The sequence below is a fragment of the Gluconobacter sp. ESL1110 genome (genome assembly GCF_058107395.1).
The window spans coordinates 561468-587510 of record NZ_JBYLUK010000007.1; the positions used below are offsets into that span (position 1 = coordinate 561468).

General features: G+C 53.9%; 24 protein-coding genes, 1 pseudogene and 1 riboswitch. Of the genes and pseudogenes, 12 read left to right on the forward strand and 13 right to left on the reverse strand.

Features of this window, described 5'->3' with window-relative positions; all coding sequences use genetic code 11:
• Window positions 1-27: 27 nt before the first annotated feature.
• Genes pqqB through pqqE form a run of 4 tightly spaced genes read left to right on the forward strand, consistent with a single transcriptional unit; the run spans window position 28 to window position 2997 of the window.
• Window positions 28-942: a pyrroloquinoline quinone biosynthesis protein PqqB gene (gene pqqB / locus AC3B6F_RS06680; RefSeq protein ID WP_211567944.1), complete on the forward strand. Its 915-nt coding sequence runs from the start codon at window positions 28-30 to the stop codon at window positions 940-942.
• Window positions 939-1658 (forward strand): pyrroloquinoline-quinone synthase PqqC, encoded by a 720-nt coding sequence (pqqC, locus tag AC3B6F_RS06685; protein WP_489823777.1) that lies wholly within the window; start codon window positions 939-941, stop codon window positions 1656-1658. The genes pqqB and pqqC overlap by 4 nt, the downstream gene beginning before the upstream one ends.
• Entirely contained in the window at window positions 1655-1930 is a 276-nt protein-coding gene (gene pqqD / locus AC3B6F_RS06690; RefSeq protein WP_489823778.1) for a pyrroloquinoline quinone biosynthesis peptide chaperone PqqD, read from the forward strand. Before pqqC ends, pqqD begins: the two co-directional genes overlap by 4 nt.
• Window positions 1927-2997 carry a pyrroloquinoline quinone biosynthesis protein PqqE gene (gene pqqE, locus AC3B6F_RS06695; RefSeq protein ID WP_489823779.1) on the forward strand — a complete coding sequence of 357 codons (1071 nt, stop codon included), beginning with the start codon at window positions 1927-1929 and terminating at the stop codon, window positions 2995-2997. Before pqqD ends, pqqE begins: the two co-directional genes overlap by 4 nt.
• A gap of 75 nt (window positions 2998-3072) precedes the next feature.
• On the opposite strand, the gene AC3B6F_RS06700 is transcribed toward pqqE, so the two are convergent.
• The 9 genes and pseudogenes from AC3B6F_RS06700 to AC3B6F_RS06740 all read right to left on the reverse strand — a co-directional run bounded on the left by AC3B6F_RS06700 (window position 3073) and on the right by AC3B6F_RS06740 (window position 10189).
• Window positions 3073-3477, reverse strand: a complete 405-nt coding sequence (locus AC3B6F_RS06700) for a discoidin domain-containing protein (protein WP_489823780.1) — start codon at window positions 3475-3477, stop codon at window positions 3073-3075.
• Between the two features lie 99 nt (window positions 3478-3576).
• Window positions 3577-3954, reverse strand: a pseudogene (locus AC3B6F_RS06705) (discoidin domain-containing protein); the annotation flags it as partial.
• Window positions 3951-4760, reverse strand: coding sequence for a hypothetical protein (locus AC3B6F_RS06710; protein ID WP_489823781.1), 810 nt, complete (start codon window positions 4758-4760; stop codon window positions 3951-3953). The pseudogene AC3B6F_RS06705 and the gene AC3B6F_RS06710, both read right to left, overlap by 4 nt.
• Window positions 4761-4873: 113 nt before the next feature.
• Complete coding sequence (locus AC3B6F_RS06715) at window positions 4874-5953, reverse strand: IS5 family transposase (RefSeq protein WP_489823012.1); 1080 nt, start codon at window positions 5951-5953, stop codon at window positions 4874-4876.
• A 212-nt stretch (window positions 5954-6165) separates the two neighbouring features.
• Window positions 6166-6633, reverse strand: a complete 468-nt coding sequence (gene ribH / locus AC3B6F_RS06720) for a 6,7-dimethyl-8-ribityllumazine synthase (RefSeq protein ID WP_426067534.1) — start codon at window positions 6631-6633, stop codon at window positions 6166-6168.
• Window positions 6630-7883 (reverse strand): 3,4-dihydroxy-2-butanone-4-phosphate synthase, encoded by a 1254-nt coding sequence (gene ribB / locus AC3B6F_RS06725; protein ID WP_489823782.1) that lies wholly within the window; start codon window positions 7881-7883, stop codon window positions 6630-6632. Before ribB ends, ribH begins: the two co-directional genes overlap by 4 nt.
• The gene (locus tag AC3B6F_RS06730; RefSeq protein WP_211567952.1) at window positions 7880-8518 is read right to left on the reverse strand and encodes a riboflavin synthase; all 639 of its coding nucleotides are present in this window, start codon (window positions 8516-8518) and stop codon (window positions 7880-7882) included. The genes ribB and AC3B6F_RS06730 overlap by 4 nt, the downstream gene beginning before the upstream one ends.
• The gene (ribD, locus tag AC3B6F_RS06735; RefSeq protein ID WP_489823783.1) at window positions 8500-9534 is read right to left on the reverse strand and encodes a bifunctional diaminohydroxyphosphoribosylaminopyrimidine deaminase/5-amino-6-(5-phosphoribosylamino)uracil reductase RibD; all 1035 of its coding nucleotides are present in this window, start codon (window positions 9532-9534) and stop codon (window positions 8500-8502) included. Before ribD ends, AC3B6F_RS06730 begins: the two co-directional genes overlap by 19 nt.
• Window positions 9535-9652: 118 nt before the next feature.
• A riboswitch (FMN riboswitch) is annotated at window positions 9653-9811 on the reverse strand.
• Between the two features lie 186 nt (window positions 9812-9997).
• The gene (locus tag AC3B6F_RS06740; RefSeq protein WP_007284482.1) at window positions 9998-10189 is read right to left on the reverse strand and encodes an entericidin A/B family lipoprotein; all 192 of its coding nucleotides are present in this window, start codon (window positions 10187-10189) and stop codon (window positions 9998-10000) included.
• A gap of 188 nt (window positions 10190-10377) precedes the next feature.
• On the opposite strand from AC3B6F_RS06740, the gene AC3B6F_RS06745 reads away from it, so the two are divergent.
• On the forward strand, window positions 10378-11829 hold the full coding sequence (locus AC3B6F_RS06745) for a cryptochrome/photolyase family protein (RefSeq protein ID WP_489823784.1): 1452 nt from the start codon (window positions 10378-10380) through the stop codon (window positions 11827-11829).
• A 46-nt stretch (window positions 11830-11875) separates the two neighbouring features.
• On the opposite strand, the gene AC3B6F_RS06750 is transcribed toward AC3B6F_RS06745, so the two are convergent.
• Both AC3B6F_RS06750 and AC3B6F_RS06755 read right to left on the reverse strand, forming a co-directional pair.
• A complete protein-coding gene (locus tag AC3B6F_RS06750) occupies window positions 11876-12328 on the reverse strand; it encodes a hypothetical protein (RefSeq protein WP_489823785.1) in 453 nt (150 codons plus the stop codon).
• 76 nt (window positions 12329-12404) lie between these two features.
• On the reverse strand, window positions 12405-13007 hold the full coding sequence (locus AC3B6F_RS06755) for a Crp/Fnr family transcriptional regulator (protein WP_034881553.1): 603 nt from the start codon (window positions 13005-13007) through the stop codon (window positions 12405-12407).
• A gap of 269 nt (window positions 13008-13276) precedes the next feature.
• On the opposite strand from AC3B6F_RS06755, the gene AC3B6F_RS06760 reads away from it, so the two are divergent.
• The 4 genes from AC3B6F_RS06760 (at window position 13277) to AC3B6F_RS06775 (ending at window position 20100) form a co-directional block, all read left to right on the forward strand.
• A complete protein-coding gene (locus AC3B6F_RS06760) occupies window positions 13277-14050 on the forward strand; it encodes an OmpW/AlkL family protein (RefSeq protein WP_211567956.1) in 774 nt (257 codons plus the stop codon).
• 273 nt (window positions 14051-14323) lie between these two features.
• Window positions 14324-15463 (forward strand): efflux RND transporter periplasmic adaptor subunit, encoded by a 1140-nt coding sequence (locus AC3B6F_RS06765; protein WP_489823786.1) that lies wholly within the window; start codon window positions 14324-14326, stop codon window positions 15461-15463.
• Window positions 15464-15481: 18 nt separating this feature from the next.
• Window positions 15482-18592, forward strand: a complete 3111-nt coding sequence (locus tag AC3B6F_RS06770; protein ID WP_023944290.1) for an efflux RND transporter permease subunit — start codon at window positions 15482-15484, stop codon at window positions 18590-18592.
• Window positions 18589-20100 (forward strand): efflux transporter outer membrane subunit, encoded by a 1512-nt coding sequence (locus tag AC3B6F_RS06775; protein ID WP_489823787.1) that lies wholly within the window; start codon window positions 18589-18591, stop codon window positions 20098-20100. Before AC3B6F_RS06770 ends, AC3B6F_RS06775 begins: the two co-directional genes overlap by 4 nt.
• A 51-nt stretch (window positions 20101-20151) precedes the next feature.
• Here AC3B6F_RS06775 and AC3B6F_RS06780 read toward each other — a convergent pair whose 3' ends face one another.
• Window positions 20152-20373 carry a hypothetical protein gene (locus AC3B6F_RS06780; protein ID WP_489823788.1) on the reverse strand — a complete coding sequence of 74 codons (222 nt, stop codon included), beginning with the start codon at window positions 20371-20373 and terminating at the stop codon, window positions 20152-20154.
• Window positions 20374-20468: 95 nt separating this feature from the next.
• On the opposite strand from AC3B6F_RS06780, the gene AC3B6F_RS06785 reads away from it, so the two are divergent.
• Genes AC3B6F_RS06785 through AC3B6F_RS06795 form a run of 3 tightly spaced genes read left to right on the forward strand, consistent with a single transcriptional unit; the run spans window position 20469 to window position 24065 of the window.
• Complete coding sequence (locus AC3B6F_RS06785) at window positions 20469-21209, forward strand: N-acyl amino acid synthase FeeM domain-containing protein (protein WP_426067526.1); 741 nt, start codon at window positions 20469-20471, stop codon at window positions 21207-21209.
• On the forward strand, window positions 21209-21751 hold the full coding sequence (locus tag AC3B6F_RS06790) for a methyltransferase family protein (protein ID WP_426067525.1): 543 nt from the start codon (window positions 21209-21211) through the stop codon (window positions 21749-21751). The genes AC3B6F_RS06785 and AC3B6F_RS06790 overlap by 1 nt, the downstream gene beginning before the upstream one ends.
• A 7-nt stretch (window positions 21752-21758) precedes the next feature.
• Window positions 21759-24065, forward strand: a complete 2307-nt coding sequence (locus tag AC3B6F_RS06795; RefSeq protein ID WP_489823789.1) for a putative bifunctional diguanylate cyclase/phosphodiesterase — start codon at window positions 21759-21761, stop codon at window positions 24063-24065.
• Between the two features lie 35 nt (window positions 24066-24100).
• Here AC3B6F_RS06795 and AC3B6F_RS06800 read toward each other — a convergent pair whose 3' ends face one another.
• A complete protein-coding gene (locus AC3B6F_RS06800; protein WP_426067523.1) occupies window positions 24101-26038 on the reverse strand; it encodes a M61 family metallopeptidase in 1938 nt (645 codons plus the stop codon).
• Between the last annotated feature and the right edge of the window lie 5 nt (window positions 26039-26043).

Genomic DNA, 26043 nt, shown 5'->3' on the forward strand with positions numbered 1-26043 from the left:
GACGCCTACCAGACGGTTTTCTGAAAAATGATTGATGTCATCGTGCTCGGCTCCGCGGCCGGCGGTGGATTCCCCCAATGGAACTCCGCAGCGCCGGGATGTGTTGCCGCCCGCACGCGACAGGGCGCACGCCCTCGCACTCAGGCCTCCATTGCCGTGAGTGCCGATGGAGAACACTGGTTTGTTCTCAATGCTTCTCCCGACCTGCGGCAGCAGATCATCGAGACACCAGCCCTTCATCATCAGGGCAGTCTTCGTGGCACGCCGATCCAGAGTGTCATCCTGACCTGCGGTGAAATCGACGCCATCACAGGCCTCCTGACTCTACGTGAGCGTGAGCCTTTCACGCTGATGGGCAGCGAGTCCACACTGGACCAACTGGCTGCCAATCCTATTTTCGGCGCGCTTGATCCTGCGATTGTCCCGCGTGTGACTCTCAAGCTGGACGCACCGACAGCACTCAACCTGAAAGATGGCACTCCGTCTGGCCTGACGCTGACGGCCTTCGCAGTCCCTGGGAAGGCTCCCCTTTACGCTGAGGCAGAAGGGTCGCGGCCTGATGAAACTCTGGGTGTTTCGATCACAGATGGAATGCAGACGGTTCTGTTCATTCCCGGCTGTGCCCACATCACACCAGAAATTATCGAACGTGCTTCCCAGGCAGATCTGCTATTTTTCGATGGAACACTCTGGCGCGACGATGAAATGATCCGTGCTGGCCTGAGCCCGAAAACAGGTCAGCGGATGGGGCATGTTTCAGTTCGGGACAGTGGAGGCCCTGTAGAGTGCTTCGCGTCCTGTTCAAAACCGCGTAAAGTATTGATTCACATCAACAACTCAAACCCGGTTCTGATGGAAGACAGTCCGGAACGCAAAGACGTCGAGAACGCGGGGTGGACCGTGTCCGAAGACGGCATGACTTTCAGACTGGAAACACCATGACACTCCTGACCCCTGACCAGCTCGAAGCCCGCCTCCGCCAGATCGGGGCTGAGCGCTACCACAACCGTCATCCGTTCCATCGCAAACTGCATGACGGTCTGCTGACGAAGCAGCAGGTGCAGGCCTGGGCACTGAACCGCTACTATTATCAGGCAAAGATCCCGGCCAAGGACGCCACGCTCCTTGCTCGCCTGCCGACCGCCGAGCTGCGCCGCGAATGGCGTCGCCGTATCGAGGATCATGATGGCACAGAGCCGGGAACGGGTGGTGTCGCGCGCTGGCTCGTACTGACGGACGGTCTGGGCCTTGATCGGGACTATGTGGAGAGCACGGACGGCTTGCTTCCAGCAACGCGCTTCGCTGTGGATGCGTATGTGAATTTCGTGCGGGACAAGTCCATCCTGGCCGCAATTGCTTCGTCCCTGACCGAGTTGTTTTCCCCGACGATCATCAGCGAACGTGTCTCGGGGATGCTGCGTCACTACGACTTCATTTCCGAAGAAACGCTCGCCTATTTCACGCCGCGTCTTACACAGGCGCCTCGGGATTCCGATTTTGCACTGGCTTATGTGCGTGAGAATGCCCGTACGCCGGAACAACAGCGCGAAGTTCTGGGTGCTCTGGAGTTCAAGTGCTCCGTTCTATGGTCCATGCTTGATGCGCTGGATTACGCGTATGTGGAGGGGCATATTCCACCGGGTTCTTTCGTCCCATGAGTGTGACGGAAGATACCGTCCTGTCCTTCGCGCGTGGTCATCGTCTGCAACATGATCGCGTCCGGGATCTCTGGCTCGTTCAGGCTCCCGAAAAGGCTTTCATTATTGAAGGTGCCGCCCCACATATCCTGGGTCTTGTGGATGGAGAGCAGACTGTCGGTACCATTATCGGGAAACTGACAGAACAGTTCTCTGCCCCACGTGAGGTCATCTCAACGGATGTTCTCGCGCTTCTTTCTGATCTGACGGAAAAGGGCGTTCTTCGCGCATGACCCTGCCCCAGCCACCGATGAGCCTTCTGGCTGAACTGACTCACCGCTGCCCGCTTGCCTGTCCTTATTGTTCTAATCCATTGGATCTGGAGCGGAAGGCGGCGGAGTTGGATACGGCTGGTTGGCGTCGAGTGTTGGAGCAGGCTGCGGAGATGGGCGTTCTACAGGTCCATTTCTCTGGCGGCGAACCTATGGCGCGACCGGATCTGGTCGAGCTGGTCGCGCTGGCGCGGAAGCTAAATCTTTACACCAATCTTATCACGTCTGGTGTTCTTCTAGACGCGAGCAAGCTGGAGGCTCTGGATAAGGCCGGGTTGGATCATATCCAGCTCTCATTTCAGGATGTCACGGAAGAGGGGGCCGAGCGCATTGGGGGCCTGAAAGGTGCGCAGGAACGCAAGCTGAAGGCTGCTCGGCTGATTCAGACATCCGGTATTCCTATGACGCTGAATTTCGTTGTTCATAGGGAAAATGTTGCGCGGATTCCGCAGATGTTCGAACTTGCCCGCGAACTGAAAGCCGGCCGTGTGGAGATCGCTCATACCCAGTATTACGGGTGGGGACTGAAGAACCGGGATGCTCTTCTACCAAGTCGGGAACAACTTGAAGAATCGACCAGCGCCGTTGAAGCAGAGCGTGCCAAAGGCGGCTTGGCCATCGATTATGTAACGCCTGATTATCATGCAGACAGACCCAAGCCCTGTATGGGGGGATGGGGACAAAGATTCGTGAACATCTCTCCATCGGGCCGTGTTCTTCCCTGCCATGCGGCAGAAATTATCCCGAACGTGACGTTTCCGAACGTCCGGGATGAATCTTTGGCCGACATCTGGAATAATTCCCGCCTGTTCAACATGTTCCGGGGAACGGACTGGATGCCGGAAGCCTGTCGCGCCTGTGATCGCCGGGAGATCGACTGGGGTGGATGTCGTTGTCAGGCATTGGCCCTGACAGGAAATGCGGCGAATATGGATCCGGTCTGTAGCCGCTCTCCATTCCATAACAGAATTGAAGAAGCGGTTACACATGCAGGCGCAACTACTGAATTTGTCTATCGTCGATTGTAACCACACTGGTTGTACGATAGGTCTGAGCCTGGATCCTGTCAGTTATGAGACAGATGAGACCTTTCGAGAAATACTTTAGAGAGCCGGGCGACCGGAAATTTCTATCTGTCGCAGGTTCAGAATTCCGTTTTCGAGTAACCGAATACGGAAATAGCGTGTGGCAGCTGGGTTGGACGGAGACCAGATAACCTCATTCTGAGGAGCTTCGGAAGGACTTTTTCCGTCCATAACCAGGCGTATGACAGTCCAGATTTTGCCATCGGTAGACGTCTCGAATGCAAAGCGAATAAAGCGCCGGTTCCATCCGGAACGGATGGATATTCTAACGCGCTCAATGACAACCAGTCGGTCGAATTCGGCTTTCCACCAAGGGTATGACTCATTTTTGGAATGGATGCTGTAATCGTCTGCCCCTACGAAAAGAGACGAAGCTTCCACCTGTGTGTCATCTGATTGTGAGTAGGAGGAAACTGTACTCATGTCAGCTATGGCATAAGGAGACAGATCCTGAGTTGGCCCTAGCGGCAGCGACTGTGCTTTTAAAGAGCGTAGATGCAGGCAATCATTGGATAGACTGGTAATACGAAGAAAACGTGCTGAAGGCGGTGCTCTGAAGGTAACAAAAATCTTCTTGTCTGTAGGGTGATTGGAAAGTTCAAAAGATTCGGTACGCCATATTTCGCTATCAAGACTGGTTTCAATGGTGAAGTCATCAAATCGCTCAGAATGGAGATGACGGTTTTCAATAAGAAGCGATTTAAGAAAGGTTTTTTCCAGAAGATCGACAACAACCCAGGGATTATGTTCGCAGTCTGTATGAAATGAAAATTCACCTGTCCACCTAGGATTGGTCAGGTTGTCTGCCTCAGAAGCGATGTGAGATTGGGAAAAGATACTTAAAGAACTTGTCGCAACGGGTTTGTATTGGGCAACATTATTTTTGTCGTAAATATTTATATTAAAGTTTCTGGAAAAACTGCGGTAGCGGCATAGTCGGGTTCGTTAAGAGATCTGTTTATGATGGATTTTTGAACGTCCGCCTGATTTTCATGAAGCAGTGAAAGTTCGTTGCTTGGTAACTCATCTATAAAGTTGCGGATAGGTCGTGAGGAAAGCGTCAGATCGATGATTTTTTTGCCCGAGATAACTGAATGCACAAAGCCTCCAGGTTCGTTAACGACCGGATTATGCTCTGAGTATTTCTCCCCGAAATGGAAATGGCTTAAATTTGCGAAATCTTTAAGATCCGCAATTTTCAGTCCCGCGTCTCTTATGGTTGCAGGCACAACAGTTTCACAAAAGGGCCAGATGGTGCGGGTACCGTCCGCGTAATCCGCAGCCATCTTCAAACGTTGATTGGTTATGAGTTCGAGCGCTTTGTGTGAGAAAATCGAGACACAAAGAAGGCATCCAAGAGGATTATCGCTGACAGTTAAAGCGTCTTTATACCAGATCCACTCGGGCGTGGGCTTATGAATGAAATCAACAATGAGATCAATATTTTCTTCCTGCATTTTCTGACAGAGAAGAGAAATTGGTAAATTCACTGCAACATCGGACTCAGTAACAACGTAATAATCGTATTTTTCTTTTTTCCAAGAAAGAATTATTGGGCATATGTAATCCCAGTTATGCCAAAGGGCTCGGTCTTTTGGAACGATAGGAAGGCCAAATTCGGAAATTTCCGTTTCTGTATGTCCGATGCATTCAAAATCGGAGGTGGGAAAAGAACCTCGAGAAAAGTGGAGGGATCGAAGAACCATCAATTGATGTGCTTGGCCCGTGATTTCTGGGTTTTGGCGATTTGATTGACGGTTCTTTGGGGCGTTTTCTGTTTGCGTTTTGAGCAGATCGAGTGCTGTTTCCCGCTGGATGACTACGCGCTCGCGCTCAATCGTTCGAGGAAGAGAAAGCGGCGCATGTTGTAGACAATATTGGCCAGTCCGATCCTCATGGTGGCCCGGGTGATACCGACAGTTCGGATGAACAGTCCCGTCTGCGATTTCTGATCGGCAAAGACATGCTCGACACGAGATCGGATCACAGACTTTCCTGCATTGGATCTCTGGATATGCCGGGGCATCGGTTTGAGATGCGGTTTTTTTCTGTGAACCTTCGAAACAAATCCCTGCTTTTCCATGAAGTCTTCATTGGCTTTGGAGCGATACGCCGTGTCTGCCCAGACGCTTGAGGCCGTATTGGTGTTATCCAACAGCCCTTCTCGCAATCGCGCACCATCACTGGCGGCGGCATCTGTCGTCTTCCATTTCCGGATGAACCGGAACTTCCTGTCGATGGAGACATGGGACTTGTAGCCAAAGAACGGAATGGCCAGATCCGTTGTGGGGATCGTCCCGTCATCCTGACGCTTCGCCTTCGTGAACTTCAGTGTCCATCGTGCATGACGATCCTTATGCGACAGCTTTGCCGGCTTGTCCTGCCAGTCTTCGGGGGTACGTCCTGCCCGGAGGTCGGCTTTCTCAGCGTTCGTATTGCGCTGCTTTGGAGCGGCTACCAATGTTGCATCCAGGATCTGGCCCGACATCGGCAGATAGCCCGCGTTCCGCAGGGTCGCGTCAAACCGGTCAAACAGTCTTTCAATGGCCCCCGCCTGGGTCAGGCGTTCACGGAACAGCCAGACCGTTTTGGCATCAGGCACACGGTCCGACAGCCTCAGACCTAAAAAGCGCATGAAAGAGAGGCGGTCGTTGATCAGATATTCCGTCCGTTCATCAGACAAATTGTTCAGCGTCTGGATCACCAGGATCTTGAACATCAGTACCGGATCAAACGGCGGACGCCCGCCTTTACTGCCGTCTGAATAGGCCAAAGCCTGCTCCAGATCAGGGCGGAACACTTCAAAATCCACTGTCCGGGAGAACGCTTCGAGCTGATCGCCAAGCCCGCTCAAACGGGCAAGCCGCTCTTCAACATCAAAGAAACCAAGCTGTTTCATAGCGGCATTCCCTCAACCAAAACCAAAGAAAGGGAATCACATAGAAAGCATCAAAAACAGAGAGTTTTTCGAACCCTCCACCTGTAAGTCATGAGTTAAGACTGCATTCAGCATCAAGGTAAAACCTTTCTAGTTAACTCATATAGCCTATAAATTTTTACAGACTATATCCAGTGTCTCCATGCAGGTTGGGTTTTAAAAAATGTCTGGGGTCATATACCCCTAAGAAACGAAACACTTTCAACACACGCAGCAGCAGCTTCACGGCCTTTATTTTCTGCATCGTGGCGGGAGCGGGCAACAGCTTGAGCTTCTGTATAGGTCGTCAGGATTCCGAAAGCGATTGGCACTTCCGTTGCAAGTTGAGCCTGCATGATGCCGATGGTGGCCCCAAGGGAAATAAACTCAAAGTGCGCTGTGTCACCCTTAATGACGCAACCAAGGCAGATCACACCTTCATACTTTCCCGACTTTGCCAGCTTTTGCGCTAGAAGAGGCAGTTCGAAGGCACCGGGGGCATCATAAACATCCACATCTGTGATGCCGCGCTCTTCCATCCACTCAAGCGCGCCATTCTTCAGGCCGCCCGTAATCTCTGTATTGAAGCGGCTGACGATGATGGCCATTTTGGGTGCAGGCGAAAGGCGCAGGTCAGGTGCGACGGGGATATGCTTACTCATGCGGGCTGTTCCTGAAGAAAATGACCCATCCGTGTTCGCTTGGTAGCGAGATAGGCCCGGTTGAAAGGGTTGGCTTCGATTTCCAGTCGTTCACGAGACTGAACGTCAAATCCGAAGCGGACAAGGTTGGATTCCTTATCCGGGTTGTTTGTCAGAAGACGCAGGGAGGTTACGCCCAGATGCCGGAGCAGATCGGCTGCGGCGTCCCATTCCCGCGCATCCGCAGGCAGACCGAGAGCTTCATTGGCTTCGACGGTATCCATGCCGGCATCCTGTAATTCATAGGCGCGGATCTTGTTGGCCAAGCCGATACCACGGCCTTCATGGCCTCGCAGATAGACCAGCACGCCAGACTCCGCAGCGGAGATGCGCTCCAGAGCTTCCCGAAGCTGGGCGCCACAGTCGCAACGCAGGGAGCCAAGTGCATCACCTGTCACACATTCGGAGTGCAGACGCACAAGCGGCACCCCTTTGGACGGATCGCCCTTCACCAGTGCTACATGCTCCACGCCGTCAACGGCCCGGAAGGCATGAATACGCAGATCATGGCCGCCAAAAATGCTGGGCAGAGCCGAAGCCGCAATCATTTCCCCAGCGGCTGGAACAGGCGTGCTGATGAGTTGGGCGTCCTCTACAGGACCACGTCCATGCTCAAGGCACCATTCCTGAAGATCCGCGATGCTAACAATCGGCAGGCCGTGTTTTGCCGCATACCGCCGTAACTCCGGCAGACGCATCATACTGCCGTCATCTGCCATGATCTCACAGATCACCCCCGCTGGCTCAAGGCCTGCGAGGCGCGCGATGTCGATCGAGCCCTCTGTGTGCCCATTACGCGCAACCACACCTTCTGGATGAGCGCGAAGGGGAAAGATGTGACCAGGAGAAACAACGTCCTTAGCTGTTGCATCCGGATTGGCCGCGATCACAATTGTCCGGGCACGATCCGCAGCGGAAATGCCTGTTGTGACACCCGTGGCCGCTTCAATGGAAACCGTAAAGGCTGTACCGCGTGGGTCACGGTTGCGGCTGACCATTGGGGGCAGTCCCAAACGATCTACCTGCTCGGCTTCCAGAGGAAGGCAGACGAGTCCGCGCGCTTCGCGCACCATGAAGTTGATGGCTTCTGGTGTGGCGAACTGTGCCGCCATAACCAGATCACCCTCATTCTCGCGGTTTTCGTCATCCACCATGACGACCATTCCGCCTGCGCGGATTGCCTCAATGGCGGCTTTCAGCGATGGCTTCATGATGCAACCTTTCCAAATGCAGGGGAGAAGCGGAGCAGGTTCTCAACGTACTTGGACAGCACATCGACCTCCACATTCATCCGGGTACCGATTTCCAGGGAAGAGAGGTTTGTGTGTTCCCAGGTATGGGGAATGATGGTCAGACCCACCTCGAATCCCGTCTGGTTTCCCCGAACAATCCCGTCATGCAGGTCGTTGACCGTCAGGCTGATACCATCAAAGGTGATGGAGCCCTTTTCCACGACATACTGGCGCAGATCCTGAGGTACAAAAACGCGGAGGGCATAGGAATCTCCAGCTCTCTGAACACTGGCGAGGGTCGCTACATTATCAACATGTCCCTGCACGATATGCCCGGAAAGGCGTGTGCTGGCCGCGACCGCACGCTCGAGATTGACCTTCGAGCCGGCCTTGAGCTGATCCAGTGGCGTGCGGGATAATGTTTCGCCACTTAGGTGGAACGTCGCGAGACCGGTGGCATCGAACGTCTCGACCGTAAGGCAAACACCATTGATCGCCACGCTCTCGCCGAGTTCCAGATCCGGAAAGCCCGTTTCGATGGTCAGGTCCATGGCTTTGTCCCGGAGGGAGACGGAACGGACAGTGCCCAGACGCTCTACGATTCCAGAGAACATGTGTTTTCCCTCAGCAGTCGAAGCGGGCTCTCGTCCCGCGATTGAAGTGTGATGTGATCGGTGTCGCCATCCTTGCGAATGGTCAGCCAGTCGTCCCACAGGCCTGCATCCGAAACGCTTTTCAGAAGAGCGGGACCGGCTTCCACCATGGCCCAGTTCATGCCACGATCCGCCAGCATGGTGGGAACAGCCAGAAGGTCCGTACTGGTCAGAATATCGAACCCGGATTGCTCCATTTCAGCTTTCCAGTCCGCTGGAAGGCGCCTATGCCGGTCGCACACGACCAAGAGACGTTTTGCGCGATCGGCGTGGTCTCGTACCCGACGCACTGTGAAGCGCGGTCTGTCAGCAAGAACGGTGCCAACACCCGTGATGATAGCGTCTGTTGCGCGGCGAAGCCTGTGTGCAAGCGTCAGGGAGGCCACAGATGTAAAAGTTGTTTGACCGGCTGGCGGAATCATAGATCCGTTCTGATCCAGAGCCTGCTTCACGCTGATCCAAGGACGATGACGTGTCACACGATTTTGGAAAGGGGCCAATAAAGCACGGCAGTCTCGGTGAAGATCGGTCAGTTCTGGGACATCGTTCAGAAATGTGACGTTCCGTCCGCCTGGCATCTCCCGAAGACGCGCAGCCCCCCCGGCTGCCTGTGGTGTAGGATCGGCAACTCCAATCCAGACATGCTCAATCGGGCTATTGCGCAAAGCTTCGCTGCATGGTGGCGTACGACCCGTATGATTACACGGCTCCAGTGTCACAATTGCTGTTCGAGCTTGCTCAAGCACGCCAACATCCCGTGCCTGCGCAAGTGCCATGGCTTCGGCATGTGGCTGACCAGCTTTCGGATGAACGCCAACCGTCAGGATGCGGCCTTTGCCATCCAGCAGAGCACAACCAACGGAAGGATTAGGGGAGGTTGCTCCTAGCGTGTCTACCGCCTGGGCAATAGCCACACGAAAGCCGTCCCGGATGGTTGCGAGATTTGAAGATGCGGAAAAGGCGGTCTGTTTCAACAAGGCTGCGGTCTTCGGTCCCAATCAGGGACGTCCGCAGGGCGCACGCCGCCCTTAACCGATGACCAGTGCTGGAGAAGAGTGCAATACACACCCTCTCCTGCCTGACATTGGGCAAGCGCTGCGTTCTCTCTCATCCGGACTGTGACCGTCGGCTCCGGAATCTCACCGGATCTGCTTGACCCATCTTCCCTGAAAGAAGAAGGCGCTCGCGGGCTCAGACAAACCAAAGTCCATCAATACCGCCGGTGGGGAGTTTCACCCCGCCCCGAGAACGTCTGTTCAGATTGAGATATGAGACCGGGAAATGACGGATTACAAGTGGAATCACGTTCAAAGATGTTAAAAATCCCTCAAGTCTCAGATTTTGTGATTTTATGGATATTATAAGCTGGATATGAAAAAACCGCCGGCGAAGACCCCCGGCGGTTGATCAATAACCATTTCTCGTCTGAACGAATAAAGATCAGTGTGTGGATGCATCCGTATGGCGCTGGATGGCGTCCTGTGTTGCGTTTGCACCGCGAGACACGTTGTGACCCACAGCACTCACGTCCTGACCAGCACCATGAACAGTGTTGCAGGCCGAGAGCGAAACGGCAGCACCGGACAGCAGCGTCAGGGACAGTGCAACACGGGCGATGGACTTGATGGACATTCGGTATAACTCCTTCGAAAGAGCGTTCGGAGGCAAAACGCTTTTACAAAGAGAAAGTTCATCGACGGTAAGGATTTTGTGTGATTGGAATATTTCAAAATGAAACATAACAGATAAGGCAGTTTCATAACCTTGTGAACAAAAGGACCTGTCAGACGCTATCCCCTCTTCATAATAGCGAGGATCCAATGTCTGCCAAAGGTCACCAAACGCCTGCTTCTCCTGTCATTGTCTGGTTTCGGGAGGATCTGAGGCTGACTGATCATCCAGCGTTGCAGGCTGCTGCGGCAACGGGGCAGCCTCTGATCTGCGTCTATGTTCTTGATGACGAAACACCGGCTCTTCATAAGCTCGGAGGAGCTGCGCGATGGTGGTTGCATGGTGCTTTGACAGACCTCAGAAGGGCGCTGAACCATCATCAAGGCACGCTTCTGACGCTTGCTGGGTCGGTTGAGAAACTGATTCCAAGACTGGCTCATGATACCGGCGCACAGAGCGTTTACTGGCATCATCGGTTGCATCAGAAAGAGCGCGAACAGGATGCCCGGGTCGCTTCCACGCTTAAGAAGCATGGGATCATGTCCGAAGCATTCTGGGGCACGGTACTGCTGGACCCAACACAGGTACAGACCAAGGAAGGACGATTCTATCAGGTTTTCACAGCGTTCTGGAAAGGTTTTCAGAAGCATGATGTGCCAGAACCTCTTGATGCTCCGACCACTTTGTCGTTTCATCCTTTGGCAGACGATCTTTTGGGTGAGTACTGTCTTGATGAGGCGTCCCTTCTTCCTGCGCACCCGGATTGGGCGGGTGGATTACGGACATCATGGGAGCCGGGGGAGAAGGAGGCGCATGAGCACCTTGAGGATTTCGTTCGCCATGATTGTGCTCGGTACAGCAAGGGGCGTGATGAGTTGAGTCGGGAAGGGACGTCGCGGCTGTCTCCTTACCTTGCCTCAGGCGCTATTTCTCCCCGTCAGATTTGGGGCGCTCTTCAAAAGAAAGGTGTCCATGATGAGGGCGCAAGCCTGTTTCTCTCCGAAGTTGGGTGGCGGGAGTTTGCGAAATATACACTCTTTCATCAGCTGCGCTTACCTGACACCAGCCTTGGCCAAAAATTTGAGAAGATGCCCTGGCGTAAGAGTGAAAAAGACCTGTTGGCCTGGCAGCAGGGAAGAACGGGTGTCCCTGTTGTAGACGCTGGGATGCGCCAGTTATGGAAAACCGGCTGGATGCATAATCGCGCCAGAATGATTGTTGGCTCATTTCTGACAAAGCATCTGCTGATTGACTGGCGTGAGGGTGAGGCATGGTTCCGCGACACACTTGTCGATGCGGATTGGGCAAGCAACGCCATGAACTGGCAGTGGGTCGCAGGGACCGGCATAGATGCATCGCCATTTTTCCGAATTTTCAACCCGACGCGGCAGGGGGTAAAATTCGATCCGGAGGGGGATTACATTCGGCAATGGGTTCCAGAGCTTAAGAAGTTGTCTGGCAAAGACCTGTTCGAACCCTGGAATGCGAAAGAGGATGACCTCGAAAGAGCAGGCATTACGCTTGGGAAAACCTATCCGAGACCTGTTGCAGACCTGAAAGAGGGCCGAGACCGGGCCATGGCCGCATTTAGAAGTCTGTAATCTGGAAACTGTCAGCCGGGAAAAAGCCCGGCTGACAACGAAAGTCTCAGAGACCGCCGTTCAGGAAATTGGTTGCGTCGCTGCGGGTCTTCTTGCCGAGAGCATTCAGGCGGTTCTTCTGCTCCTGAGGGGCATTCTTCAGCGTCTGAAGTTTTTCCGTCTGCTCTGCGCGCGCGGTGTTCAGCTTGTCGCGTTCGCTATTGATCTGCTTCTGGATGCGAGCCTTCTGATTGGCCGGAGCATTCGTGTACTGATCCTTGAGAGACTGGATCTTCTGGGTACGCTGTTCCTGCGCAGCCTTGGACTGTGTCTGGTAGTTCTGAAGACGCGTATTCACGCTGTCTTCTTTCTTTGTCAGGTTTCCAAGAAAATCATTCTGGCTGGTGCTGCTCTGCGTGGCTGCTGCCGGATCTGCGGCATGCGCCTGAGAGACCACCATGGCGGAGCCCGTCAGAAGGCTGATGGCGAGCATGGAACGAAAGAAAAGACGGGATTTCATGAAGTCTCCTGTAAATGTCTGGCAGGAAGACACCAGTTCATCATGGCGGGAATGTGGCCTCACCTTGATGAGTCGACTATTCGAGGCCTTCCGCAATGGCAGAAATGCGCTCAGGTTGCATGATTGTAATGTGTGTGATGCCGCGAATGTTTATGAGACCTTCACGTTTGAAGGCACTTAGTACCCGGCTGACTGTTTCAATAGTCAGGCCCAGATAATCGGCAATATCTGTGCGGGGCATAGGAAGGTCGAATTCAACCTGGGAAGCATTTGCGTGGCATGGCGGGGCCAGCAGGTGGATACGTTCCATGAGAAAGGTTGCAAGCCGTTCCCGAGCGGTCTTGCGTCCCAGAAGCGTCAGCCTGGCCTGCATCAGGCTGAGTTCCCGCGAGGCCTCCTGTCGGAGCCGGTGTTCAAGGTTTGGGAAGCGATCTGTAAGTCTTTGCATGGAGGCATGTGGAAATCGACACAGAACCGCAGTGCCGAGCGCCTCTGCGCCAAATGCATAGCTCGTGGAAGCCGCCAGTCCGAGAAAGTCTCCACCTTCGGCAAACCCGGTAATCTGACGGCGCCCATCAGGAAGAAGTGTAAATAGCTTGACCCGTCCGTCAGTGACAACGAAGAAATCGTGTGCCGGAGAACCTTCTTCTATGAAAGATCGACCATCAGGAACGGTCATTCTCGAAGACTCGCTTGCCAGTATTGCAAGATCACAGTCTTCAATCGCGCTGCAAATACTGTGCTTCCGACCGATGCAACGTGAGCAACGATCATGAATTTCTTCCGGGTTGCGCGACGACGTCATGACTCTTTGTTCTCTTCCGGCATGAAACATTTCTTCTGGCCGCCACACCTATAACACATAATTCCCCAGACTTGATCCAGGTCAAGGTGAGGGACAGGGAGGAGTGCTTTCTGAGGTCAACTATTGTTGATGGAACCTCCCTTATGAAGACTTCCGCTTTCGCGCTGGTCGCTGCCCTGGGCCTGATGGCTACTCCTGCTTTCGCACAGACAGCAGCCCCGCAGGCTACCGTTTCAGCTCCCATGACGGCCGCTCCTGTTCCGCAGGTCAATATCGTGCCGCCTGCCTCTGGTCACTGCGGTCTGTTCGAAACCTGCGCGAACACGAAGATTGGTCTCGGTAAGGGGGACTTCCTGATCCGTCTGTCAGCCTTGGGTGTGCTGCCGCAGGATACGTCTTCCCGCGTGAAAGTGATTGGTGGCCGGGTCAAGGCAACCAATCAGGTCGCTCCGGAATTCACATTCGAGTATTTCTTCACGGATCATATCTCTCTTGATCTGATCGCTGCCAGTACCCGTCATGAACTGGCTGCTGAAGACACTGCTCTCGGTAAGGTTGATCTGGGAAGCACATGGGTTCTGCCGCCAACACTGACCCTCGCCTGGCATTTTCGTCCGCACAAGCGCTTCAATCCGTATGCAGGTGTTGGCCTGACTCTGGCCTTCTTCCACAACATCAGCCCGGCTGGCGGTGCTGTGCAGAAGCTTGATCTTCGTACGACTGTTGGTCCGGCAGCGAATGTCGGCTTCGATTATCAGCTCGTCGGCAACTGGTTCTTCAACTTTGACGCCAAGCAGATGTGGCTTTCTGTGCCTGCCTTCGTCAACGAGCGCGGTGGAGCTTCTGGTCCGTATATCCATGCACGCGACAGCCTGAACCCGACGACGGTCGCAGCGGGTATCGAATATCGTTTCTGATCCGGTGTTTTAAGGTGATCGGAAAAAGCGGTTCATTCTTTGAATGAGCCGTTTTTTTTATGTAATTTTTAAGTCAGAAGCATAAAATTTTTGCAATGCGTTGCAGAGAGGCTTTAGAAAATCCGAGTTTTCAGCTTCTAGTGGTTCCGATCTGATGGTGGCGGGATAATGTCCTGCCATGAAAACGTCGGGGTTCAGGAATAGCAGGGCGGTTTCTGCTTCTGTCGCCGTTGCGGCAGAGGCTGTCCAGCAGATACGGGGTTTTCAAAAAGTATGCGTGTTGCGCGCGTCAGCGCTCTGGCCGGTGGCCTGCTGATTCTTGTCCTTCTTCTTGGTTTCTTTCTGAGAACTCATCTGTTTGCCCCTTCGCATGTGGTCGCACCTGTTGCGTCCATGTTGACTCGGCAGAACGGCAGTATTGTTGTCAGGGACGGCAGCCCCCTTCAGAAGCGTCTGGTTATAACCCCTGTTGTGTCGGCGGACGACACAACAGCACTTGTGTTGCCAGCTCAGGTCGTGCCCATCCCTGATCATCAGGTGAATGTGCTTGCACCTGCGACGGGGCGCATCATGAGTGTGGCGGTTCAGCTTGGGCAGCATGTTTCCCGTGGACAGGTTCTCGCAACCATCGCAGCCAGCGATCTCGATCAGGCCTGGGCGGACGATCGTCGCGCCCGCGCCGCGCTGGATTTTGCGAAGCGTGCTTATGACCGCGCCCGTGGTGTTCTGGCTGCCGGTGGCAATGCTGTTAAAGATCTTGAATCTGCCCGTAACGATCTTTCGCAGGCAGAAGCTGAATCCCAACGCACACATCAGCGGCTCCAGGTGCTTGGTGCACGCTCTGATTATGCCGCTCAGGGGCAGGTTCCCCTCGTTTCTCCTGTTGATGGCGTTGTGGCGACGACGACTATGGCTGTCGGGGAGAATATTACTGATTCAACGGCTGTTCAGATGACGCTGCTGGATCTTTCATCTGTGTGGGTTGCTGCGGCTGTGCCGGAAGACCGTACTGATGATCTCGTTGGGAACGTTACGCTGGATATCACATTCCCTTCAATGCCCGGACGGCACTGCTCCGGGCCCATGGCGACCCTGGATCCTGCCCTCAAGCCAGACACACGGCGCGTCAATGCCTACGTGGTGTGTCCCAACGCTAATGGTACTTTGCGCCCTGGACTTTTTGCGTCAGCAAAGCTGGGGGTTCCTGCAAAAGCCTCCATTCTGGTACCGAAATCCGCATTGCTGATGAACAACGATCAGGTGTCCGTCTTCATCGAGACATCTCCGAGTGTTTTCAAAAGGCAGGACGTGACTATCACGTATGATGAAGGTGACGATGTTCGTGTCCTGTCCGGCCTTTCAGCAGGTGAGCGTGTCGTGACAAGCGGCGCCATCCTGTTGAACGACGACTGACCGGACAGGCCAGCCATCATGATCGAACGTTTCATTGCCTGGTGCTTCGTGCGCCGGAATATCGTTTTTTTCGCTGCGGTTCTGCTGGCTCTTATGGGCAGCTTTGCGTGGCGCATTCTTCCTGTTGAAGCATACCCGGATCTTGGGGCTGTCAGCGTTCTGGTCACGACCCAGCAGTCTGGCCTTGCCGCCGAAGAAATGGAGCAGCAGGTCACAATTCCGCTGGAACGGATGCTGGCCAGTGTACCGGGTGTGGCGGACAGTCGTTCCACCAGCACGTTCGGCCTCTCTCTCATCACGCTGATCTTCCGTGATGGAACAAATGTGTTCTGGGCGCGTCAGCAAGTAGAAACCATTCTGGCCAGCAATGCCCTTCCGAATGGGGCGCAGCCAACGCTGGGTCCGATTTCCGGCCCGACAGGCGAAATCTACCGCTATACGCTGGAATCAGATGACAAGAACCTGATGCAGCTTTCGGATGTGCAGAAGTGGTCCGTCATTCCGGCACTGCTGCATGTTCCGGGCGTTGTCAGTGTTGATAATTTCGGGGGCTTTACCCGTGAGTACCAGCTTGTTCTGACACCCTCTTCCTTGATGCGTTATTCAGTGGGGCTGGAAGATGTTCTGACCGCCATCCGCAACAATAATATCAATGCAGGTGGTGGGCGTGTCTCCCGCGGCGAACAATCTTACATCGTTCGCGGTATCGGCATGATCCACTCTCTGGCGGACATGGAGAACATCGTCGTCGCCCAGCGTCATGGCGTGCCTGTCCTGATCCGTGATCTTGGCACGGTCCAGTTTGGTCATCAGGTGCGAGAAGGGATTCTTGGTAAAGACCACAACCCCGATATGGTCGAGGGTGTTGTGACCATGCTGAGCGGCGAGAATCCGTCCGTGGTGCTGGAAGATCTGCATCAGACCGTTGCCAAGCTTCAGAAGCAGTTGGCTCCTCAGCATATCCGCATCGTTCCTTACATGGATCGGGACAACCTTGTCCTGTCCACGACCCATAAGGTCACGGAAACGATGATCGAGGGTATTCTCCTGGTTGGAGTTATCCTGACGCTGTTTTTGGGAAGTCCCCGCAGTGCCATCGTTACGGCTGTCACCATTCCGCTCGCTTTGTCGGTTGTGTTCACGCTCATGCATTTCTTCGGCATGGCGGCGAATCTGTTCTCGCTGGGCGCTGTCGATTTCGGCGTGATCGTGGATGGTGCCATTGTCATCATGGAGACGATCCTCCGCATCCGTGAAGAACGCCCGACCGAAGCTCTGAATGCGGATGATGTTCTGACCGTCGCCAAGCGGGCCGGACATGCGATCTTCTCGTCCACGCTCGTTATTATTCTCGCATACAGCCCGCTCTTCGCCTTCGAAGGCAGTGAAGGCAAGCTGTTCCGTCCGATGGCTTATACGGTCAGCTTTGCACTTCTTGGCGCATTGCTCTGTGCTCTGGCCCTGATTCCTTCCCTGAGCTTTCTGGCCCTTCGCAAACCACGTCATATCTGGCGCAACAAGCCGCTGGAATGGCTGCATGAGCGTTACACGCATTGGCTGGGTCATTTTATCGACCGGCCATTCATCGCGTATATTGGCGGTGCTGGCGCGTTGGTCGCGGTCGTCTTCCTTGGCATGACGATCGGGCGCGAGTTTCTGCCGGATCTGGATGAGGGTGCTCTCTGGATTCAGGTGCAGATGCCTACCGGCATTTCTCTTGAGAAAGGCGAAAAGATTGCCAACGAATTGCGGAATGCAGTTCGGGAGTTTCCGGAAACGTCTTACGCCATCACGCAGCTTGGCCGTTCTGATGATGGGACGGACCCATGGACGCCGTCTCATATCGAGATGCCTGTCGGTCTCAAACCTTATGATCAATGGCCTTCAGGGGAAGACAAGGCACAATTCGTCAAGCGTCTGCGGGCCAGACTTGCGCAGGTTCCGGGCATTGATTTCGGTATCAGCCAGCCTATTCAGGATAACATGAGTGATCTGGTGGGCGGTGCACATAGTCCGCTCGTCCTGCGTGTTTACGGAAACGACTTTCAGGAACTGCGCCGGATTGGCCAGCAGATCGTGGATGTCCTGCATCAGGTGCCGGGAACGGCAGAAGCGTCGATCTTCCAGGAACCTCGGATCCCGCAGATCGCCGTGACGGCAGACCGTCTGGCGGCCGCCCGTTATGGGATCAGTGTCTCCGATATTTCTGATATGGTGTCCTATGGCATCGGTGATGCGGCGATCTCTACGGTGTATGAAGATGATCGCTTCTACAACGCGACGCTTCGTATTCCCCGTAAAGATGCTCAAGATCTTCAAAGTCTTGCCCAGCTTCCTCTGCTGGATGCGGAAGGCGCCTATATTCCCCTGTCGCAGGTCGCACATGTGGGACTGCGGATGGGTGAGAGCAACATTGCCCATGAATTGAGCCATCGCCAGATTACGATCCGCGTGGATAACGGTCAGCGTCCCCTGTCGCAGTATCTTGCCGATGCACAGGCACAGATTGAGAAATCCGTCCACTACGACAAGGAAAAGTACACGCTGGAATGGGCTGGAACCTTCCAGCAGCAGGAACGCGCCCAGAAGCGCCTGAGCATTGCTCTGGGCATCATGTTTGCCATGATGCTGGTTCTGCTGTTCATCGAGTTCGGCAAGATCCGTCATGCCTTGCTCATTCTGAGCGTCGTGCCTCTAGCAACGCTAGGCGGCCTGATTGCCCTGCATGTGCGTGGAGAAACCCTTAACATTGCCACAGCTGTTGGATTTATCGCCCTGTTCGGTGTCGCGGTGCAGAACGGCATCATCATGATCTCCAGCATCAACCGGCATCGCGCAGAAGGTCATCCCGTTCGTTCTGCGACAATCATGGGGGCTGGAGAACGCTTCCGACCGGTTCTTATGACGGCTACGGTCGCCAGTGCCGGTATGTTGCCGGCTGCCATGGCGACAGGTGTTGGTACGGACGTACAGCGTGGACTGGCTACGGTTGTGGTGGGTGGTCTAGGAATTGCCACGCTTCTCACGCTCTTTGCGCTTCCTGTCTATTTCAGTGAACTCGAAATGTGGGTTGAGCGCCGGAATGCCCGTCGTGCCAAACCTGTTGAAGAAAATGGAGCCCCGTCATGAAGCGGCTTCTCAAAGGTTCGACGGCTTTTCTAGGGATTCTGGTTCTGGCGGGCTGTGCTGTTGGCCCGGATTTCCATAAGCCTGACTTACCAAAGGGTATGGACTATCAGTCCGCTCCGCGCACAGCCACGGCTGGCCATGGCGGTACTGGTGCTGGTGTGTCCCAGACATTTCAGACTGGCGTGGATATTCCGGGTAAGTGGTGGGAAATTTTCCAGAATCCATCGCTCAATACGCTGGTTGAGCAGGCACTGGCGAACAACCAGTCCCTGAAAGCCATGCAGACAGGTCTGAAATCAGCCTGGGAACAAAGGCGCATCGAAGGGGCCGGTCTGTATCCAACACTCTCGGCATCCTTCAACCCGACACGGAACAAGACGTCTCGCGTTTACTCACCGGTTCCGAACAACAATACCTGGCTCTATAATGTTCACACGGCTCAGTTGACGGTGGGTTATGTACCGGATCTCTGGGGCGGAACGCGCCGGGCCATCGAGGCCGCGGGTGCACAGGCGGAAATCCAGAAGTTTCAGCTTGAAGCCACAGCCCTGACAATGATCTCCGATCTGGTCAATGCCACGATTGAGGAAGCTTCCATCCGGGCTCAGATTGCCGCGACGCAGGATCTTATTGCGTCTCAGAAATCTACACTGGCCCTGATTACGAAGCGTCAGAAGTTGGGGGATGCATCCCAGCAGGATATGGTGTCCCAGCTTGCATCGGTTGCGCAGCTTGAAGCCACACTTCCGGGGTTGAATCTACAACTGGCACAGACGCGGGACCAGATGGCCGTTCTGGTCGGTGTGGCACCTAACTCACCGCTCCCAGAGTTCCGGCTTGAACAGTTCACTCTGCCTCAGACGCTTCCAGTGTCATTGCCGTCCGACCTTCTGAACCAGCGGCCGGACGTTCGGGCCGCTCAGGCTCAGATCCAGTCAGCCAGTGCACAGGTCGGCGTTGCGATCGCCAACCGCTTACCGAACGTGCAACTTAGTGCGCTGCCCGGGCAGGCCGTCGGCACAATGAGCGATTTTTTCAAGCCGGGCTATGGAAACTGGACGATTGCCGCCACCGTGATGCAGCCAATCTTTCAGGGCGGTTCCCTGCTTCATGCGGAGCGGCAGGCGCGCGACAATCTGATGCAGGCGAACGAGACCTACAAGGCTACCGTTTTGTCTGCCATTCAGGATGTGGCTGACAGTCTGCACGCGCTGGATTTCGATGCAGACGCTTTGCAGGCCAATCAGAGTGCTTATGACGCGACAGCTCAGAGCCTGAAAATCGCTCACGCGCAGCTTCGTCTCGGGGATGTCAGCGAACTTATGGTGTTGCAGGCTCAACAGGCGAATGCCCAGGCGCGGCTTGCTCTGGTGCAGGCACAGGGGGCACGCTATTCGGATAGTGTCGCTCTGTTCCAGTCTCTTGGTGGGGGATGGTGGAACCGCAATGATCTGGGCATGACGCCGGCAGCGCAGAAGGCACTCGGAAAGTCGCTTGTTCCGTGGTGAAGGCACAAAAGAGAGGCAGTCTCGTGACGTACAGGTCACGGGCTGCTTTTCTCAGAGGTTCTGAAAAGCCTGTGCAAGCTCGTTCTGAGCCTCTGATGGATCTCTGAAGCCGGCATCGACCTGCCCATTCAGCCAGCCATGGCAGTATGACGGAGATTTGTCAGACCCTGGTTCTGTTGTTCCATGGAAGCCGTCCAGATAGCCTTCCAGAATGTCGGCATCATCTAGTTTCCGGAATTCCGGTATCGTTCTGACTGGCTCGAACTCGGCCATCTTGGTTCCTCACATAATAATGGCTGCAAGATGCCTGACCGCAGGCCAGCCAGCAAATACTCTTGGTGTGTCCCACAACATGGAGCACACAAGAGATGTCTCTCAAAATTACCCCAATCCTCCAGGGTGCGTCGGTTCACACCCGATTGCCTCGACGGCTGAGCTCGCCGGATTATATCGCGAAGCTTGCGGTTGATCCTCAGACCCAAGAAGACGCATACCGTCTGAGGTATGAAAGCTATCTAAATTCTGGGTACATAGAGCCGAACGAGAGTGGTTGCTTCATCGATGATTATGATGGAATGGCCAACAGCCGCACGGTAGTTATTTACAGGGACGATGTTCCTCTGGCTTCTGTTCGAGTGTCTTTTCTTGTTTCCGGAAGTGATCTGCGCTCTCCGGGAGCCGATACGTTTCCCGAGGCCGTAAAGCGAATTCTCAAAGATGCGTCCTTTTCCCCCAGTGGGCCAGGACGAGGTCTTGAGCTCACCCGACTGGTTCGAAGCCCTGCGGCGCAGAACAATCAGGGGCTTGTGTTCCTGCTATATCGGATAGCCGGTTATCTGGGCATGATGTCTCATGCTCAGGTAGGTTTTGCCTGTGTCCGGAAAAACCATGTGTCGTTTTACAAACGGCTCGGTTACCAGCCTGAGACGGAACTTCGTCCTTATCCAGGGCTGAACTGCCCGATGCAGCTCATGTCATCGAACCGGCAACGGTATGACGAAATCCGGGCCTCTTTTCCTCTGATCGACCCATTCACGAGTGCTACCGACGGTCTCGAAGGTCTTCTTTCCGGCGACAGTGTCGCCCTTTGGCTGCGAGGAGCCGCATAATGTCCATTCTTGTTCTCATTCTCTCCGCCCTGAACTTTCTCTCATTCAGCTGGGGTGTGCGCGGACACTTTCAGATGGGTAATGGCATGCCCTTTCCGATGAAGGTCCTGTCTGCATGCAGCCTCGTTTTCTACGGACTCTTTCTGATTTCCCTGCGCTCTGTTCACGGAGATGTCTGGACAGTGGGAGGAACAGTATTTCTTTTTGTTTCCGCTTTGGCACTTTTCTGGTGGACTATCGCAATAACACGCAGAAATCGGCCAGATGTCGCCCATCATGATGCAGCTCCCCATCAGCTTTACTGCACTGGTCCCTATCGTATAGTCCGGCATCCTTTCTACTTGGCTTATCTCCTGTTCTGGACCGGTACGGCTTTGAGTGTTGGTGCATGGCAATGGCTGGGCATGATTCTGTTTACCGTTTGGTATGGTTTTCTGGCGTATCAGGAAGAACGTCGTTTTATTCAGTCAGATCTTGGTGGTATTTATGCAGATTATCAGAAAAAATCCTGGATGCTGTTTCCAGTTCCTTGGGTAAAATAAGAAAATAATGTCGGGCGATAGTAAATCGATAAAAATTTCATCTATCGAGTATCTGATAAATATCTGGAAGCTTTTCCAGATTGGTCAGGATGATGAAAATTTATCCTCGCTCCGTCATGAGCAGGCATCGGTTCTGTCGCACGTCATCTGGTTATTTTCCATTCTGGGAATCAGCAGTAGCACCCTCTTTATCCTGAGGTTTGGGAATGGGTTCCGGCTGCTGGTTTCTACGTTCTATATTGCAATTATCTGTCTTTATCTTGTTTTGATTGCTGCCAGCCTTCGATGGCGTCGGGACCAGAATCATGATGCATTGATCCGGACATCCATTCGAATTCTTTTCGTTCTGGGGGTCGTGTGGGGCGGGTTGGTCAATATCTTTGCGATGATGGTTGAGCATCCCAGTGAAGAAGGTGCTGTTTTCGGCCTCATTATGGGATTGGTCTCAACGCCGATGCTGGGTGTGCCAATTCGGGCAGCTCTGGCCTTCTTTCTTCCGGTCAGCCTGTTTTGTACCATTGCCGCGCTGGTAACGCTTCAACCGGTTGAAAACGTCGCATTATTATCATTTTTCGGGTTTCTGGCCTTCGCCTTTATTGGCATCGTTTATATGAACAAGACGTTCCTGGAACGATCCATCGGCCGTTTGAATCTGCAACGACAACACGAAACTTTAAAGGTCTTTCTGAGAGAGTACGAGCAGGTTGTATCGGACTCGCTCTGGGAAACAGATGAAAATGGTTGTCTGCGGGATGTTACTGCGCGCATGTGTCAGTTCTTCCAGGCTGTTCCAGCAGAGATTGAAGGACGTGCTTTGGGCACACTGGGGCTGGAGTCTGAACATCCGGCGCAGCCCGATATTGATGATCACATCCATCAGCGTAAAGCTTTCAAAGATCTTCCGGTTATCCTTCATCAGGACAGCGATGAACGATATCTGACATTCACGGGCTATCCTGTGCATGGTCGTAATGGCAGATTTCTAGGATTCCGGGGCGTTGTATCGGATATTACGGAACAACGGAAAGCCCAGAAGCGTATTCGTTATCTGGCAATGCATGACGATCTGACGGGGGCTCTAAGCCGGACGGCATTCCTGGAATTCATGAGTGACTGCTGCGTGAAGCAACAGCCATTTGCATTGTTGCAGGTTGATCTGGATCATTTCAAACCCATCAATGACGAATTCGGGCACGAAGTGGGCGACACGATGCTCAAGGCGCTTTCCGAACGGATTCGGAGTGTGATTGGACCCGATCATCTGATCGGAAGGTTGGGTGGTGATGAGTTTGCTGTTCTTCTCCGGGATGCCAATGAACAAGAAGCTACTGCACATAGTCAGGATATCGTTCGAACTCTGAATGAGGAGTTGAGTGCCGGTAAGGTTACGCTGGCGCCAAGTGTGAGTATCGGGATTGCAGTGTCTCCTGTTCATGGAGAAACAACAGATATTCTTTTCCGAAGGTCTGACCTCGCTCTATATGCCGCCAAGGAGAGGCGAAATATTTACTGTCTTTTCGAGCCGGGGATGGAAGTCAGTTACTTCAACCGGATCAGATTGAGAGATGATTTAACAAAATCTCTGGAGCGAAATGAATTCTTTCTCGATTATCAGCCTATTTTTGATACCCTCACACGCAGGCCGATTTCCGTGGAGGCGCTCGTTCGCTGGCAACATCCAACGGACGGCGTGGTTGGTCCAAATGCGTTTATTGCGACAGCAGAAAGTTGTGATCTGATTGAAGAGCTTGGCGCTTATGTTTTGTATGCGGCATGCAGTGAAGCGATGAACTGGTCTGTACCGTTGCCTGTGGCAGTCAATATTTCTCCGAAACAGCTTCGTTCCGGTCGGTTGCCATCTCTGATTGAAGATTGTCTTTTACAAACATCCTTTCCGGCAGAGCGGCTGATTCTGGAGGTCACGGAAAGTGTATTTCTTGCTGAGACAGCGCGGACCCTGACGCAGCTTGCAGCCATCCGGGCGATAGGCGTTCGACTGGTACTGGATGATTTCGGAACCGGGTATTCGTCTTTGACCTACCTGCGAGGGTTTGATGTAGACGGAATCAAGGTTGATGCGTCTTTTACAAGAGACATTGTCCAGTCTCAGAAAGTTGCAGCCATTGTACGGACGATTGCGCGTCTTGCCTGTGACATGAATGTTTACGTTGTGGCTGAGGGTGTGGAAGCGGATGAACAATTGAGCTGGCTGGAGCAGAACGGCATTGCTTTTGCTCAAGGCTATCTGCTGGGGCGTCCACAAAGCCCCACGAAATTACAGGCCCTTCTGGCGTCTTATCATAGCCTGGGTTGAAAGTCGGGATGGATAAAACCATCCCGACTGTGTCCTTAGCGCGGCGTGTAAATAGCGCTCAGGTAATCAGTGGTGCCATCGACACGTTCTAGATGAGGATAACGCAGACCCTCATGATAGGGGATGGAAACCATATTGATATGCTCTCCTGACTTCATAATTAGACGGATCGTCTGCTTTGGATCTTTCTGGGCGTCTGTAATGGCATGACGCAGACGTTCGCTGGTGTAGTCCATGTCATTGACAGCAAGAATGGTTTCCCCAGATGTCAGACCAGCTTTGAAGGCGGGGCTCATCCAGTGAACGCGAGCGGTCTTGCCGGACTTGGTGACGCTCATTCCCAGAGAGAATGTCAGGTCCAGACCGTGACGCATTCCTTCCGAGGCTTTGATGAAGGACGTTGGCTTGTCCGTATAAACAAGTTTGTAGCCACCGTTCTTCAGGCCATCGAGTGGAGCATGGGGCTGGATCGTGTCCAGACGGTCATGCAGAAATTTCGCCCAGTCATAGGGCTGGATGCTGTTGAGCGTCGCAGCAACTTCATCGAACTGATAGGGGCTGACAATGAAGCTGCCATTATTGGTGCCGAAGAAAGCTTTGGCGAAATCATCCAGAGACTTCTGTCCGTTCGACAGCTTGCGGATCAATGTGTCAGCGTCCAGCCAGATCAACTGGCCTTCGACGTAATAATCTTCTGAGCGTTGCCAGTCCCGCCATGACAAAGGGGCACGCTGGGCAATGACCGGATCATTCGTGGTGTCTTCAAGTGGACGCCAGAGACGGCCGGACTGATTGTCGTAAGTCGCTGCCATGTAGGCCAGTGCTTCGAAACCCTGATCTTTGGTTACGAGACCTGAGCGGGCTGCCAGAACATTGCCCCAGTATTGAGTTTGACCTTCATAAACCCAGAGTAGGGATCCGCGCTGCGGAACGTTAAAGTTCGGCGCCCACATATCAGCCGGGCGGCGATATTTTCCGTTCCAGGAATGGGTGTACTCATGCGCCAGAAGGTCGCGTTCGGGGAAGGTTTTGTCCCATTCTGTGAAATATCCCGGAGCCGCCGCATTTTCGCTGGACTGATGATGTTCAAGACCGATCATACCCAGCTCTTCCGTCAGAGCCAGCAGGAAGTCGTAATGGTCGTAATGATGGGAGCCAAAGAGCGTCGTCGCCTGACGGACCAGATTTTTATGCGCTTCGATCTGCGCGGGAGTGGCATTCAGGGAGTCTGGATCATCTGCTACGACATTCAGAGCCACTGGCACATGGTCCGGCCCTGTCAGGTCGATTTTCCGGAAATAACGGCCCGCGTAGATCGGGGAATCAACCAGTGTGTTGTAGGTTGTCGCGTTGAAATGGGTCTCGTCGCCGTAAGCAGGAGCGCGGAGAGCGGAGCCAATCTGCCAGCCATGTGGAACCAGAACGCTCGGCTTTACCGTAATGTCGCGCGTGAAATAGCCAGCCGGATAAAGCGAAACCTGATCCCACTGCACATTCACGATTGAAGGCGTCATGACAACGCGGCCCTGATCGGACGTCACGGGTGACAGAAGTTGGAAATGCAGATCCAGCGTCGGTGTGGTTGCGGAAACCGGAATGTGGAAAGCTGCGACATTGACGTTATCGCGCTTCCAGGAAATGGTTTTTCCGCCAGACTGAACCTTCAGGCTGCCAAGCTGTTCAATAACGCCGGTAGGAGAATGATCTCCCGGGATCCACATGGGATACAAAAGGATCATTTCACCCTTCTGTATGGCCTCTTTCGGAACCGGAACCGTTTCATGAATGGACATGATATGATGCGCGGTATCTGTTGCATCAACCGAAACTGATAGTGCGCCGGGGAAAGGCTTGTCCTGCGGGTCAGGCACCGCCGGAGGAAATGATAATGGTGTCGGTTGTGGTTGAGCCAGAGCTGGAGAGACCAGCCCGCTGAAAGCCGTTAGGGCAACCAGAAGACGTAAACGCGCCATTGGAC

Bases quoted from the DNA above. Each gene is read 5' to 3' on its own strand.
- AC3B6F_RS06730 (WP_211567952.1), bottom strand. From the start codon at position 8,518: ATGTTCTCTGGAATCGTAGAGCGTCTGGGCACTGTCCGTTCCGTCTCC.
- AC3B6F_RS06745 (WP_489823784.1), top strand. From the start codon at position 10,378: ATGTCTGCCAAAGGTCACCAAACGCCTGCTTCTCCTGTCATTGTCTGG.
- AC3B6F_RS06795 (WP_489823789.1), top strand. From the start codon at position 21,759: ATGTCGGGCGATAGTAAATCGATAAAAATTTCATCTATCGAGTATCTG.
- AC3B6F_RS06740 (WP_007284482.1), bottom strand. From the start codon at position 10,189: ATGTCCATCAAGTCCATCGCCCGTGTTGCACTGTCCCTGACGCTGCTG.
- AC3B6F_RS06770 (WP_023944290.1), top strand. From the start codon at position 15,482: ATGATCGAACGTTTCATTGCCTGGTGCTTCGTGCGCCGGAATATCGTT.
- AC3B6F_RS06700 (WP_489823780.1), bottom strand. From the start codon at position 3,477: ATGAGTACAGTTTCCTCCTACTCACAATCAGATGACACACAGGTGGAA.
- AC3B6F_RS06760 (WP_211567956.1), top strand. From the start codon at position 13,277: ATGAAGACTTCCGCTTTCGCGCTGGTCGCTGCCCTGGGCCTGATGGCT.
- pqqD (WP_489823778.1), top strand. From the start codon at position 1,655: ATGAGTGTGACGGAAGATACCGTCCTGTCCTTCGCGCGTGGTCATCGT.
- AC3B6F_RS06750 (WP_489823785.1), bottom strand. From the start codon at position 12,328: ATGAAATCCCGTCTTTTCTTTCGTTCCATGCTCGCCATCAGCCTTCTG.
- AC3B6F_RS06710 (WP_489823781.1), bottom strand. From the start codon at position 4,760: ATGGTTCTTCGATCCCTCCACTTTTCTCGAGGTTCTTTTCCCACCTCC.
- pqqB (WP_211567944.1), top strand. From the start codon at position 28: ATGATTGATGTCATCGTGCTCGGCTCCGCGGCCGGCGGTGGATTCCCC.
- AC3B6F_RS06790 (WP_426067525.1), top strand. From the start codon at position 21,209: ATGTCCATTCTTGTTCTCATTCTCTCCGCCCTGAACTTTCTCTCATTC.
- AC3B6F_RS06755 (WP_034881553.1), bottom strand. From the start codon at position 13,007: ATGACCGTTCCTGATGGTCGATCTTTCATAGAAGAAGGTTCTCCGGCA.
- AC3B6F_RS06765 (WP_489823786.1), top strand. From the start codon at position 14,324: ATGCGTGTTGCGCGCGTCAGCGCTCTGGCCGGTGGCCTGCTGATTCTT.
- AC3B6F_RS06785 (WP_426067526.1), top strand. From the start codon at position 20,469: ATGTCTCTCAAAATTACCCCAATCCTCCAGGGTGCGTCGGTTCACACC.
- AC3B6F_RS06715 (WP_489823012.1), bottom strand. From the start codon at position 5,953: ATGAAACAGCTTGGTTTCTTTGATGTTGAAGAGCGGCTTGCCCGTTTG.
- ribH (WP_426067534.1), bottom strand. From the start codon at position 6,633: ATGAGTAAGCATATCCCCGTCGCACCTGACCTGCGCCTTTCGCCTGCA.
- AC3B6F_RS06775 (WP_489823787.1), top strand. From the start codon at position 18,589: ATGAAGCGGCTTCTCAAAGGTTCGACGGCTTTTCTAGGGATTCTGGTT.
- ribB (WP_489823782.1), bottom strand. From the start codon at position 7,883: ATGAAGCCATCGCTGAAAGCCGCCATTGAGGCAATCCGCGCAGGCGGA.
- pqqE (WP_489823779.1), top strand. From the start codon at position 1,927: ATGACCCTGCCCCAGCCACCGATGAGCCTTCTGGCTGAACTGACTCAC.
- AC3B6F_RS06800 (WP_426067523.1), bottom strand. From the start codon at position 26,038: ATGGCGCGTTTACGTCTTCTGGTTGCCCTAACGGCTTTCAGCGGGCTG.
- AC3B6F_RS06780 (WP_489823788.1), bottom strand. From the start codon at position 20,373: ATGGCCGAGTTCGAGCCAGTCAGAACGATACCGGAATTCCGGAAACTA.
- pqqC (WP_489823777.1), top strand. From the start codon at position 939: ATGACACTCCTGACCCCTGACCAGCTCGAAGCCCGCCTCCGCCAGATC.